This window comes from [Collinsella] massiliensis (assembly GCF_002161605.1).
Classification (GTDB): Bacteria; Actinomycetota; Coriobacteriia; order Coriobacteriales; family Coriobacteriaceae; genus Enorma.
This window is the reverse complement of the sequence record NZ_NFIE01000001.1, coordinates 117,301-129,473: the sequence shown is the minus strand read 5'-3', so window position 1 is coordinate 129,473 and position 12,173 is coordinate 117,301. Positions and strand designations below refer to the sequence as shown.

General features: G+C 67.3%; 10 protein-coding genes and 1 tRNA gene. 7 read left to right on the top strand and 4 right to left on the bottom strand.

What is annotated here, in order from left to right; genetic code table 11:
- Window positions 1–58: 58 nt before the first annotated feature.
- The 3 genes from B5G02_RS00540 to B5G02_RS00530 are packed head-to-tail and all read left to right on the top strand — an operon-like array spanning window position 59 to window position 3,078.
- A complete protein-coding gene (locus B5G02_RS00540; protein WP_019239198.1) occupies window positions 59–757 on the top strand; it encodes a hypothetical protein in 699 nt (232 codons plus the stop codon).
- A gap of 3 nt (window positions 758–760) precedes the next feature.
- The gene (locus B5G02_RS00535) at window positions 761–1,843 is read left to right on the top strand and encodes an isocitrate/isopropylmalate dehydrogenase family protein (protein ID WP_019239197.1); all 1,083 of its coding nucleotides are present in this window, start codon (window positions 761–763) and stop codon (window positions 1,841–1,843) included.
- Window positions 1,844–1,872: 29 nt separating this feature from the next.
- The gene (locus tag B5G02_RS00530) at window positions 1,873–3,078 is read left to right on the top strand and encodes a hypothetical protein (RefSeq protein WP_094334754.1); all 1,206 of its coding nucleotides are present in this window, start codon (window positions 1,873–1,875) and stop codon (window positions 3,076–3,078) included.
- 147 nt (window positions 3,079–3,225) lie between these two features.
- Here B5G02_RS00530 and B5G02_RS00525 read toward each other — a convergent pair.
- The 4 genes from B5G02_RS00525 to B5G02_RS00510 form a co-directional block, all read right to left on the bottom strand.
- Window positions 3,226–3,301, bottom strand: a tRNA-Thr gene (locus tag B5G02_RS00525).
- A 111-nt stretch (window positions 3,302–3,412) separates the two neighbouring features.
- Window positions 3,413–5,077 carry a UDP-glucose--hexose-1-phosphate uridylyltransferase gene (locus B5G02_RS00520; RefSeq protein WP_094334753.1) on the bottom strand — a complete coding sequence of 555 codons (1,665 nt, stop codon included), beginning with the start codon at window positions 5,075–5,077 and terminating at the stop codon, window positions 3,413–3,415.
- Entirely contained in the window at window positions 5,068–6,255 is a 1,188-nt protein-coding gene (locus B5G02_RS00515) for a galactokinase (protein WP_094334752.1), read from the bottom strand. Before B5G02_RS00515 ends, B5G02_RS00520 begins: the two co-directional genes overlap by 10 nt.
- A 78-nt stretch (window positions 6,256–6,333) precedes the next feature.
- Window positions 6,334–7,464: an aldose epimerase family protein gene (locus B5G02_RS00510; protein WP_094334751.1), complete on the bottom strand. Its 1,131-nt coding sequence runs from the start codon at window positions 7,462–7,464 to the stop codon at window positions 6,334–6,336.
- A gap of 443 nt (window positions 7,465–7,907) precedes the next feature.
- Between B5G02_RS00510 and B5G02_RS00505 the strand changes: the two genes are divergently transcribed.
- From B5G02_RS00505 to B5G02_RS00490, 4 genes are all read left to right on the top strand, one after another.
- The gene (locus B5G02_RS00505) at window positions 7,908–9,710 is read left to right on the top strand and encodes a glycoside hydrolase family 35 protein (protein ID WP_094334750.1); all 1,803 of its coding nucleotides are present in this window, start codon (window positions 7,908–7,910) and stop codon (window positions 9,708–9,710) included.
- Window position 9,711: 1 nt separating this feature from the next.
- Window positions 9,712–10,176 (top strand): PTS sugar transporter subunit IIB, encoded by a 465-nt coding sequence (locus B5G02_RS00500; RefSeq protein WP_094334749.1) that lies wholly within the window; start codon window positions 9,712–9,714, stop codon window positions 10,174–10,176.
- Window positions 10,177–10,266: 90 nt separating this feature from the next.
- Window positions 10,267–11,157, top strand: a complete 891-nt coding sequence (locus B5G02_RS00495) for a PTS mannose/fructose/sorbose/N-acetylgalactosamine transporter subunit IIC (RefSeq protein WP_094334748.1) — start codon at window positions 10,267–10,269, stop codon at window positions 11,155–11,157.
- Window positions 11,138–11,980 carry a PTS system mannose/fructose/sorbose family transporter subunit IID gene (locus B5G02_RS00490; RefSeq protein WP_094334747.1) on the top strand — a complete coding sequence of 281 codons (843 nt, stop codon included), beginning with the start codon at window positions 11,138–11,140 and terminating at the stop codon, window positions 11,978–11,980. The genes B5G02_RS00495 and B5G02_RS00490 overlap by 20 nt, the downstream gene beginning before the upstream one ends.
- The last annotated feature ends 193 nt before the right edge of the window (window positions 11,981–12,173 follow it).

Below are 12,173 nucleotides of genomic sequence, written 5' to 3'. Positions count from 1 at the left end.
CCCGGTGCGCCCGCGTCCCGTGCAGTCGTATACGAATCGCAAGAAGAGGTAGGCATCAATGGCAGATACCAAGGAACGCGAGCTCGATACCCAGGAGGTCGAGGCGCTCGCGCAGATCGAGCGCGACGGTGCGGCGCTCGCCGCGCTCATCGAGGACCTGAGCAGCTCGAGCAGGCGCACGCGGCAGTTCTCCGCGCGCGTGGTGGCGATCCTCGCCCAGCGCGAGCCGAAGCTCCTCGACCCGTACGTCTCCGACCTCATCGACGCCCTGTACCGCCCCGAGGCGCAGACCCGCTGGGAGGTGCTCGACGCCCTGAGCGAGCTCGTCCCCGACCACGCGAAGGAGATCGGCGCCGCCTTCGAGGGCGCCGAGACGGCGCTCTTCGACGAGCTCTCCGCGACGCTGCGCCTCTCCGCCTTCCACCTGCTGTGCGTCTGGGGTGCCACGGAGCGCGGCCGCTCCAAGAAGGTGTGGCCCATCATCGACGAGGCCATCCAGTGCTATCACGGCGACCTCGAGTACCGCGACATGCTCGGCTACCTCCATGAGTTCGCGCAGGGCAAGATCGCGGGCGACGTGGCCGAGGAGCTCGCCGGCCGCCTCTCGTTCGACGCGGAGAACGGCAAGGGCAGCTATCTCAAGGCGCGCTCGCGCGAGATCTACGACATGCTCGTCAAGCGCTTCAAGCTCGATGCGCCCAAGAAGCGCGTCCGCGCCCAGGCGAAGGACGACGACGTCGAAGAGGACGAGGAGTAGCGCATGGAGCATCGCGTCGCCCTCATCCCCGGTGACGGGATCGGCCCGGAGATCACGCGTGCCATGCGCGCGGTCGTCGATGCCACGGGCGTCGGCATCTCCTGGCAGGAGGTCCACGTCGGCGCCGCCGTCATGGAGCGCGAGGGGACGCCGCTGCCCGAGCGCGCCCTCGAGGCCATCCGCGCGGTGGGCGTGGCGATCAAGGGTCCGGTGACCACACCGGTGGGCACGGGCTTCAGGAGCGTGAACGTGGCGCTCCGGCACGCGTTCGACCTGTACGCCTGCGTGCGCCCGTGCCGGTCGCTGCCCGGCGACGGCTCGCGCTACACGGACGTCGACCTCGTGATCTTCCGCGAGAACACCGAGGACCTCTATGCGGGCATCGAGTTCGCGCCCGGCTCGCCCGAGGTTGCCGCGATCGACGAGCTCGTGCGCGCGGCGGGCATGCGCGGGATCCGCCCGGGATCGGCGCTCTCGCTCAAGCCCATCTCCGAGCCCGCGTCGCGCGCCATCGTGACCGCGGCGTTCGACTACGCGCGGGCGAACGGCCGCCGCAAGGTCACGGCGGTGCACAAGGCGAACATCATGAAGGAGACGGACGGCCTCTTTCTGCGCATGGCGCGGGAGGTGGCCTCCGCGTACCCGGACATCGCCTTCGAGGATAAGATCGTGGACGCGGCGTGCATGGGGCTCGTCCAGAACCCGGCGGATTTCGACGTGCTCGTGCTGCCGAACCTCTACGGCGACATCGTGTCTGACCTGTGCGCGGGGCTCGTGGGCGGCCTGGGGCTCGCCCCGGGCGCCAACATCGGCCGCGATTGCGCCATCTTCGAGGCGACGCACGGCTCCGCCCCCGACATCGCGGGGCGCGACATCGCGAACCCGACGGCCGAGTTCCTATCCGCCGCGATGATGCTCGATTATCTGGATGAACATGCGGCCGCCGAGCGCATGCGCCGTGCCGTGAGCGCGACGCTCGCCGAAGGCACCGCGGTGACGGCGGACATCCGCCGCGCGCTCACGGGCAGCACCGAGGGTGCCGTGGGCACGCGTGCCTACACGGAAGCGGTCATCGCGCACCTGTGATGCGCGGGACGAGACGAAGGGATAGGGCTATGGGGCTCTTGGTGAAGCGGGACGAGCTCGAGGGCGAGCACGACTACATCGACGGCATCGAGGTGATCGAGCGCTCCGACGTCCCCGATGACCTGCCGGAATCCGAGGTCGAGGTCATCGAGCGGGAGGATGCGGACGCTGCGGCGGACGACGTGGACGATGATGCCGCGGATACCGACGAGACGGGTGCGGATGCCGCGGACGATGACGCCGCGGACGCAGATGCCGATGAGGCGGACGCCGCTGATGATGCTGACGACGAGGCCGCCGCTGACGACGACCCCGCCGAAGATGACGACCTTGAGGACGCCGTCGAGGACACCGCTCCTGCCCAGGCGATCGACTCCACCTCCTCCGACCATGGCTCCACCCGGCACCACAACCGCGCGATCCTCATCGCGGCGTTCGTCATTGCGATCATCGTCGCCGGCGTCGGCGGCTATTTCATCGGCCGCGGCGGCTTCGGCGGCGCATCGTCCGCCCCGGGCTCGGCACTGCTCACTGAAGGCCAGCTCGACGCCACCGTCGCCTCGTACACGTACAAGGGCGCGCGGCACGACATCACCGCGCGCGAAGCGATCGAGAGCCAGTACAGCCTCGACTCCATGAAGACCGATGACGGCATGTACCGCGCACCCTCGGCCGAGACGCTCGTCGCCTACGTGCGCACGCAGATCCTTCTCAACGAGGCGGAGGCGCGCGGCATCGAGGTCACGGACGACGAGGTGACGGCCTATGCCGAGCAGACCTACGGCACGTCCGACTTCGCGACGCTCGCGACCCAGTACGGCCTGAGCGAGGACCAGGCGCGCGAGATCGTGCGGAACAGCACGATGATCGAGAAGCTCTACAACCAGATCGCCCCCGCGTCGACGGTCGCCCTCCCCGAGGAGCCCGAGCAGCCGGCGGATGGCGACACGAGCACGCGCTCGAAGGCGTACGCGGACTACATCATCAACCTCGCCGGCGATGAGTGGGATGCCGAGACGGGCACGTGGGCCTCGACTGACGGCCCGTACGCGACCGCGCTCCAGGGCATGGACGTCACGGCGGACTCCGCGTCCTACGAGGAGGCCATCATCGCCTACTACGTGGCCTACCAGGAGTACGCGACCCAGGCCTCGCAGTCGAGCCAGGCGTGGACGGACTTCGCGAACACGCTCTTCGCCGATGCCGACATGGACATCTACGGGCTCTACGCGTAAATCCCGCGCGTAGCTCCCCGCAAGCTCAAAACCGCCCCCGCATGCGGCATCTGCCTGCGTGCGGGGGCGGTTCCGTTTGGGTTCCCTCCATAGGGGAGGCATACGAAAACAGCCCAGGCGCGCGGCGTCCGGGCTGTTGCGTGTGACTGGAGCCAGCAATGAGACTCGAACTCATGACCCCCGCTTTACGAGAGCGGTGCTCTACCAACTGAGCTATGCTGGCATTCAGCGGCAGGCGCTATGTCCTGCGACCGTTAATATTACGTGGAAACGCCCCGTAGCGCAAGACCGCACATGAAAAAGTTGGGCGTTTCCACGTGCGGGCTCACGGTTCCTAGAGCGCGGCGAGGAAGCGGTGCAGTCCGGCGCGGCCGGCGAGGTCCCACTTGTAGACGCCGGCGTCCTCGAGCACATGCCCGAAGACCTCGCCCACGCCCGCGCGGATGATCTCCTCGGCGTTCTCGGGCGTCAACTCGGGATGCGCCTCGGCCAGCTCGAGCGCCCACGCGGCGTGCGAGGTGGACAGCGGGTCGCCCTCGAGCGCCTGGGCGAGCGCCGCTCCCTCGGCGCCCGACAGCAGGTGCTCCCGCACCGCGGCGAGCTCCTCCACGAGGCGCGGCGGCAGGATCGCCAGGCCCATGACCTCGATGAGGCCGATGTTCTCCTTCTTGATGTGGTGCCACTCGGCATGCGGGTGGAACACGCCCAAGGGGTGCTCATCGGTGGCGATGTTGCAGCGAAGCGCCAGGTAGAGCACGTAGTCGTCGCCCTCGCGGCAGGCAACCGGCGTGATGGTGTTGTGCCGCTCGCCGTCCGATTCCGCCACGATCCCGAGCTCCTCGTCGCTCCAGCCGCGCCACACGTCGAGCACGTGCGCGGCGGCGTCGAGCAGCGCCTCGCGGTCGCGCGCGCTGAGCTTGAGCACGGAGAGCGGCCAGCGCAGCACCTCGCCGAGCACCTCGGGCGCGCCGGGGATCTCGAACGTCTCCTCCACGGCCGCCTTCATCATGGGGAATGTGTGGCGCCCGCCCTGGAAGTGGTCGTGCGAGAGGATCGAGCCGCCCACGATGGGCAGGTCGGCGTTGGAGCCCACGAAGTAGTGGGGGAAGAGGTCGATGAAGTCGACGAGCCGCGCCATGTTCTCGCGGTCGACGTGCATGAGGCGGTGCTCGGCGCTCATGGCGATGCAGTGCTCGGAGAAGTACGCGTAGGGGCTGTACTGCAGGCCCCAGTGCTCGTCGCCGAGCGTGATGGGGACGATGCGCAGGTTCTGGCGGGCGGGATGCGCGCCGTGGGCGGCACCCGCGCCGCGGCCGCTGTAGCCCTCGTTCTCCATGCAGAGCTGGCAGGCCGGGTACGCCTCGCCCGCGGGCGCGGCGCCGGCGGCGGCGATGGCCTTCGGGTCCTTCTCCGGCTTGGAGAGGTTGATGGTGATCTCGAGGTCGCCCCAGCGCGTGGGCGTCGTCCAGCCGATGTTCCGCGCGATGGCGGCGGTGCGCACGTAGCGCGCGTCGCAGCACAGGCGGTAGAACCAATCGGTCGCGGCCTCGGCGCCGTCCTCGTCATAGAGCTCGGCGAACGTCGCGTCCACCTCGGAGGGGCGCGGCATGAGGATGTCCATCACGCGCGTGGCGATGCGGTCGCGGCCGGATGGGGTATCCTCCTCGCGGCCGTTCGCGACGCCCGCGGCCGCGATGCGCTCGATGCAGTCCTCAAGGTCGAAGCCGGCGGCCTCATCGTCGGTGAACGCGATCTCGATGGAGGGCTCGTCCTCCGCGAGGTCGCGCGTGGGGGAGAGCTGGTAGCCGTTCTCGAGGAACACGGCCGAGCTCGGCGCCGCAGGGCCGTCCTCGCCGATGCGCTCGAGGATGGCGTTATATGCCCAGATGGCGTCCTCCGGGGCGAGCATGCCGCGGACGATGGCGTAGGAGACGAGCTCGTTGATGTCGTCGGCGACGCGCGGCGCGCCGGCCGCGGGGGTGGTGTTCTCTACAGCCATGCGTACTCAGCTCCCTCGCTCACGATGCGGTAATGGCGGGACGCGCCCGCGCCGAACCACTCGTCCATGCCGGTGATGAAGGCGTCCACGCGGTCCACCGGCACGAAGGCCTGGATGGAGCCGCCGAAGCCGCCGCCGTGGATGCGGCAGGCGCCCTCGCCCTCGAGCAGGCGCTGCGCCAGGCCGAGGGCCACCATTGCGGACTGCTCGGGCGCGCCGCCCACCGAGACGTTCTGCAGGAGCATGGCCGAGCTCGCGCCCGAGGCGCGGGTGAGGGCGAGGAACGCGTCGATATCGCCGGCCTTGAGGGCGTCCCAGCGCTTGAGGACGAGGTCCTGCTCGTTCCAGTAGTGCAGGGCGCGGAGCACCGGGCGGTCGCCGAGCTCGTGGCGCAGGCGCACGACCTCGCTATCGAAGGCGGCCGAGTCGACCTCGCACAGGCGCTCCTTGCCGAAGGCGGCGGCGACGGCCTTCATCTCGCCCGGCACGGCGGCGTACTCGCCGGTGAGGGCGCTGTGGTCGCTGCCCACGTTTACGAGGACGAGCGCGTAGCCCTTGTCCTCGAAGTCGAAGGCGAGCTTCTCGGACGCCGGCTCGGCGGGGTCGGCGAAGCTCATGTGGGCGAGGCCGCCGAGCGCCTCGGCGAGCTGGTCGAGCAGGCCGCAGGGCTTGCCGAAGTGGACGTTCTCCGTGCGCTGCGCCATCTTGGCGAGCGCGGTGGCGTCGATGGGCTCGCCCTCCCAGAGCGCCTCCATGGCGCGGCCGAAGGCGAGCTCGACCGCCGCGGAGGACGACAGCCCGCTGCCCGCGGGGATGGAGCTCCGCATGATGAGGTCGAAGCCCTGGGGTTCGCGGCCGGTCGCGGCGAGCTCGGAGGCCATGCCGCGCGCGAGCGACGCGGTGGTCTCGCGCTCGTCCTCGCGGGCGGCGAGGTCGGCGAGGTCGATCTCGAAGCCGCCGTAGCCCACGCTCTCCACGCGCACGGTATCCGTGCCGTTCAGGGCGCACACGGCCTGGACGTTCGCGTCGAGCGCGCCGCCGATGACGTCACCGCCCTCGTGGTCCGTGTGGTTGCCGGCGATCTCCGACCGTGCCGGGACGGTCACGGAGAGCAGGGGGCTCTTCGCCGTGCCGAACCGTTCGGCGAAGAGGTCGACGAGGGGCGTTGCTGTTGTCATGCGCATTCCTTTCCTGACGCATTCGGGACAGATTTCAGTGAGCCATCCGGCTCAACGGTGACGGGGATCAGCGCGCCATCACGCGCCTGGGACGGGCTCGGCCGTGAAGAAGCGGTACTCGGTGACGGCGCGGTAGGGACGACCCGGCCGGAAGATCGCGGACGGGAAGGCCGGGTGCGAGGGGCTGGCGGGATAGAACTCGGGTTCGAGCGCGAAGCCGCCGCGGTCCTCGTACACATGGCCGCCCTTGCCCGCCACGCCGCCGATGAAGTTCCCGGTGTAGAGCTGGAGGCCCGGCAGCGTCGTCCAGAGCTCCATGCCGCGCCCGCTCGCGGGGTCGAGGGCGCGCGCGGCCAGGCGCGGTTCGGGCAGGCCGCCCGTGCCGTCGTCCGGCTCGTAGCCGTCGATGCAGAAGCAGTGGTCGTAGCCGTGGCCCCGTTCGAGCTGCTCGTCGGCAGCCTCGATGTCGCGGCCGATGGCCTTCGGCGCGCGGAAATCGAACGGTGTGCCCGCGACGGGGCGCAGCTCGCCCGTGGGGATGGAGGCGCCGTCGATGGGCAGGAAGCGCTCGGCGAAGACCGCGAGCTCCTGCGCCGCCACCGAGCCGGACGCCTGCCCGGCAAGGTTGAAGTAGCTGTGGTTCGTGAGGTTGATGAAGGTGGGGGCGTCGGTTGCGGCCTCGTACGTCATGCGCAGGCAGTGGCCGTCGAGCTCATAGGTGACGCTGAACGCGCGCCGCCCCGGGAGCTCGAGGTCGCTTCCCGGCTCTCCGGGCGCAAGCTCGAGGGTGAAGGTGACGCGGTCGCGCGCCTCGTCCGCCTCCGCGTGCCAGAGCTGCGCGTGCAGGCCGCGCACGGCGTCCGTGTGCAGGTTGTTCGCACCCTCGTTCGCGGGCAGGCGGTAGGTCGCGCCCTCGATGGCCACCGTCGCGCCCTCGACGCGGTTCGCGCTCGGGCCCACGGTCGCCCCGAAGTAGGTTCCCTGGCTGTCGGGATAGTACGCGGCGGCCTCGTCGAAGCCGAGCACCACGTCTGCGAGCTCGCCCGTGCCGTCCGGGGCATCGATGCCCACGATCGCGGCACCCAGGTCGCTCAGGCGCACGGTGAGCGCGTCGTTGCTCAAGATGTAAAGATGCGCGGCGCGCTGCCCCCGGCCGGTACCGAGCGGTACCTCGGGGCCGAATGACCCGAACGACCTCTTCTCGACCATGGCTGGGCCTCCCGTCGCTATCCATGAGCCTCCCTGTAGGATAGCGCACATCGGGGCCGCACTTGATGCGGCTGAACGCATGGCTCGCAAACGGGTATGTTTGCGCGCGAACGGTTCCGCCATGGGGCGCATCGAACACTGGTACGTACCAGTGAGCTGGTATAGGTACTGGTTAAGTGGTTACAACCACTTAGACGGCCAGTTCAAACGGCAAGTTGTTCTATATCATCTCATCACGCCGAATCAACAACCGATTTACCAGTGAAAATGTTTACAAAACCGTTCATGGCTCGAAACATACCGTTCACAGACGACTTCATATTATTTTGAGAAATGTGGTGAGGATGTGTATACTGATACCCACGAAGGCACGATGCTGCCCTCGATGCCGATAGGACGAGAGAGGGATACGAGTGCCAAACATGCCAAATGCTAGGGGGAACATGCATACCTTTGAGATCCGTGACAAGTTCTACCTCGATGGTGAGCCGTTCACGATTCTCTCGGGTGCCATCCATCCCGTGCGCGTGCACCCCTCCGATTGGCGCCATTCGCTCTACAACCTGAAGGCCATGGGGTTCAACACGGTCGAGGCGTATTTCACCTGGAACACCATCGAGCCCGAGCCCGGCGTCTTCGATTTCACCGGCTTCAACGACATCGCCGCCTTCATCGACGAGGCCGCCGAGCTCGGCCTCTGGTTCATCGCGCGCCCCTCGCCCTACATCTGCGGCGAGTGGGAGTGGGGCGGCCTGCCCGCGTGGCTCATGCGCGACCGCACCATGCGCCCGCGCTCGCGCGACCCCAAGTTCCTCGAGCACGTCGCCCGCTACTACGACCAGCTCATGCCCATCCTCGTCGAGCGCCAGATCACGCACGGCGGCAACATCATCATGATGCAGATCGAGAACGAGTACGGCTCGTACTGCGAGGACAAGGACTACCTGCGCGCCATCCACGACCTCATGGTCGAGCGCGGCGTGGACGTGCCGCTGTGCACCTCGGACGGCCCGTGGCGCGGTTGCCTGCGCGCCGGCACGCTCATCGACGACGACATCCTCGCCACCGGCAACTTCGGGAGCCGCTCGGCCGAGAACCTCGCCGCCCTCAAGGCCTTCCATGAGGAGCACGGCAAGAACTGGCCGCTCATGTGCATGGAGTTCTGGGACGGCTGGTTCAACCGCTGGGGCGAGAACGTCATCCGCCGCGACGCGGACGACCTCGTCGCCTGCGTGCGCGAGTGCCTGGAGATCGGCGACGGCCTGAACCTCTACATGTTCCACGGCGGCACGAACTTCGGCTTCATGAACGCGTGCTCCGCGCGGCACACCCACGACATCCACCAGGTCACGAGCTACGACTACGACGCCCCGCTCAACGAGGAGGGCAACCCCACCGAGAAGTGGTACAAGCTGCGCGACATGGTGCGCGAGCTCTACCCGGACGCCTGGACGGCCGAGCCGCTCGTGAAGCAGGCCGTGGCCATCGAGGACATCCCCGCGACCGGCCGCGTGAGCCTCTTCAACGTGCTCGACGCGCTGTCCGAGCCCGTGCGCTCCCAGTACCCCCAGACCATGGAGGACCTGGGCCAGAGCTACGGCTACACGCTCTACACCACGACGATCGAGCGCGACGTCGCCGAGGACGCCGAGGAGCGCATCCGCGTCATCGACGGCCGCGACCGCGCGAAGGTCTACGTGGAGGGCGCCTGCGTGGCCACGCAGTACCAGGAGCACATCGGCGAGGACATCAAGTGCGTCCTGCCCGCCGAGCGCAACCGCCTGGACATCCTCATGGAGAACATGGGGCGCGTGGGCTACGGCCACAAGCTCCTGGCCGACACGCAGCACAAGGGCATCCGCACAGGCGTGTGCGCGGACCTGCACTTCATCACCGGGTGGGAGCAGCGCTGCCTGCCGCTCACCGACATCTCCGGCATCGATTTCTCCGCCGGGTTCGAGGAGGGCCAGCCCGCCTTCCACCGCTTCGAGTTCACGCTCGACGAACCCGCTGACACCTTTATCGACACGACGGGCTTCGGCAAGGGCTGCGCGTTCGTGAACGGGGTGAACGTCGGGCGCTTCTGGGAGGTTGGTCCCATCATGACGCTCTTCGTCCCGCACGGTTTCACGCACGCCGGCGTGAACGAGCTCGTTTTGTTCGAAACCGAGGGCGTGTATGAGAGCACGATCTCCCTGCGCTCTGAGCCCCTCATCAACCTGCTCGACAAAGAAGGAGTTGAGTAACATGATTGTTGGCGCACGTGTTGATTTCCGTCTCATCCACGGCCAGGTCGGCAACCTGTGGAGCAACGCTCGTCAGGTGAGCCGCTTCATGGTCGTCGACGACCAGATTTGCAACGATGACATGCAGAAGCAGGTGCTTCGCATGGCCACCCCGGCGACCTGCAAGCTCTCGGTGCTCTCCACCGAGAAGGCCTGCGCGAACATCCTCGCGGGCAAGTACGACGCCCAGCGCCTGTTCATCGTCGTCAAGAAGCCCGAGACCTACGTCAAGATGGTCAAGGCGGGCGTGAAGTTCGACGAGATCATCCTCGGCAACATCACCTCCATGGACATCGTCAAGTCCTACAACCGCAACATCAACTGCGGCCAGGACGACGTCGACGCCCTCAAGGAGCTCGAGGCCCTGGGCGTGCCCATGGTCATCCAGCTCACGCCGCAGAACAACCCCGAGAAGTTCACGGCCTAATTTCTTTTGGCGCTACTGCCGCGAGGGGAGATGCGCGGCCGTATATAGCGTGGGAACGTATCGTTTCGTAACTGTAGAAGGAGGAAAACCATGATTCAGTGGTGGCAAATCATTTTGCTCACGGCGTACGCCGGATTCCAGATCATGGACGAGCTGCACTGGTACTCCAGCGCCGGCTCCGCCGTGTTCTCCGGCTTCATCACCGGCCTCATCATGGGCGACATGACCACCGGTCTTCTGATCGGCGGCCAGATGCAGCTGACGATCCTGGGCGTCGGCACCTTCGGTGGCGCGTCCCGTATCGACGCCAACTCCGGCACCCTCATCGCGACCGCGTTCGCGGTGAGCGCTCACATGGATCCCGAGCTCGCGCTCGCGACCCTGGGCGTGCCCGTGGCTGCCATCCTGGTGTACACCGACATCGCCGGCCGTTTCGCCAACACGTTCTTCGGCCACATGTGCGATGCCGACGTGGAGAAGATGAACTGGAACGCCTACAACTTCCATTACTGGCTCGGTGCCGTCTCCTGGTGCCTCAGCCGTATGATCCCGGTGTTCCTGGCCCTCGCCTTCGGCCAGCCGGTCGTTGAGGCCATCACCGCCGCGCTCAACGGCGACTTCGCCTGGCTCGGCGCTGGCCTGACCGTCGCGGGCGGCGCGCTGCCCGCCGTGGGCTTCGCCATCCTGCTCCGCTACCTGCCCGTCAAGAAGCACATCGCCTACCTGATCCTCGGCTTCGTGATCGCCGCCCTCCTGGGCACCCTGTTCACGAGCGTCGCGGGTATCGCTGGCGACCTTACGACCGTGGCTACCATCACGGAGGCGGACATCACCGGCGGCGACTACAACTCGCTGTCCATGCTGACGATCGCCCTCATCGGCTTCGCGCTTGCCTACATCTACTACACGCAGCATAAGGCGGCCGCCGCTGCGCCCGCCGCTGCTGCCGCCGTGGAGGGAGATGACGACGATGAGCTCTAAGCTTCCGAACGGCACCACGGGCTATAAGCTCACGAAGGCCGACTTCCAGCAGATCAACCGCCGCAACCTCGTCGGCTTCCAGGCTGGCTGGAACTACGAGCGTATGCAGCACACCGGTTACCTGTGGATCATCCTTCCGCAGCTCCGTAAGATCTACGGGGACAACACCGAAGAGCTGAAGATCGCCGCGCGCACCCACTGCGCCCCGTTCTTCAACACCTCCAACTTCCTCAACACGATCATCACCGGTATCGACCTGGCGATCGAGGAAGAGGAGGGCATGGAGAGCCTCGAGACCGTCGCTTCCCTGAAGACCGGCCTCATGGGCCCGCTCGCCTCCATCGGCGACTCGATCTTCGGCTCGCTGCTGCCGACGATCTTCGGCGCGCTCGCCGCTAACATGGCCGCCGCCGGCAACCCGCTCGGCATCTTCATCTGGATCGCCGTGAACATCGTGGTCGACTGGTTCCGCTGCAAGCAGACCTACATCGCCTACGATCAGGGCATGAAGCTCGTCACCACGATGAGCGACCAGCTCAACGCCATCACCGACGCCGCGACCGTCATGGGCGTGTTCATGGTGGGCGCCCTCGTGTCCACCAACGTCGGCATCGTGATCTCCGCCCCGATCGATCTGGGCGGCGTCACCGTCGACCTCCAGCACATCGCCAACATGATCTGCCCGAAGCTCGTGCCCGCCGCCCTCGTCGGCTTCGTGTACTGGCTCCTCGGCAAGAAGGGCATGACCTCGACGAAGGCGATCTTCATCGTCCTCATCCTGGCCATCATCCTCGGCGGCCTCGGCTGGATCGCCAAGGGCTAAGGAGTCTAGGTTCTCGTCCCGGCACCCGGGTAACCGGGTGCCGGGCGGGGTCTTGCTCTGCGTGAGTCGCAAACGGGCGCGCTCCTCAAGGCGGGCATATGCTCCGTCGCGTTCTCCCAGAGGTGCGCGCCCGTTTTTCGCTATCATGGCACTGCGCCGGCAGGCGTCTCCGAGCGCCGAGAAGCAAGGGAAG

What these genes read in the sequence shown, in the direction of transcription:
- B5G02_RS00540 (WP_019239198.1), top strand. Translation starts at nt 59, where the DNA reads ATGGCAGATACCAAGGAACGCGAGCTCGATACCCAGGAGGTCGAGGCG.
- B5G02_RS00535 (WP_019239197.1), top strand. Translation starts at nt 761, where the DNA reads ATGGAGCATCGCGTCGCCCTCATCCCCGGTGACGGGATCGGCCCGGAG.
- B5G02_RS00530 (WP_094334754.1), top strand. Translation starts at nt 1,873, where the DNA reads ATGGGGCTCTTGGTGAAGCGGGACGAGCTCGAGGGCGAGCACGACTAC.
- B5G02_RS00520 (WP_094334753.1), bottom strand. Translation starts at nt 5,077, where the DNA reads ATGGCTGTAGAGAACACCACCCCCGCGGCCGGCGCGCCGCGCGTCGCC.
- B5G02_RS00515 (WP_094334752.1), bottom strand. Translation starts at nt 6,255, where the DNA reads ATGACAACAGCAACGCCCCTCGTCGACCTCTTCGCCGAACGGTTCGGC.
- B5G02_RS00510 (WP_094334751.1), bottom strand. Translation starts at nt 7,464, where the DNA reads ATGGTCGAGAAGAGGTCGTTCGGGTCATTCGGCCCCGAGGTACCGCTC.
- B5G02_RS00505 (WP_094334750.1), top strand. Translation starts at nt 7,908, where the DNA reads ATGCATACCTTTGAGATCCGTGACAAGTTCTACCTCGATGGTGAGCCG.
- B5G02_RS00500 (WP_094334749.1), top strand. Translation starts at nt 9,712, where the DNA reads ATGATTGTTGGCGCACGTGTTGATTTCCGTCTCATCCACGGCCAGGTC.
- B5G02_RS00495 (WP_094334748.1), top strand. Translation starts at nt 10,267, where the DNA reads ATGATTCAGTGGTGGCAAATCATTTTGCTCACGGCGTACGCCGGATTC.
- B5G02_RS00490 (WP_094334747.1), top strand. Translation starts at nt 11,138, where the DNA reads ATGACGACGATGAGCTCTAAGCTTCCGAACGGCACCACGGGCTATAAG.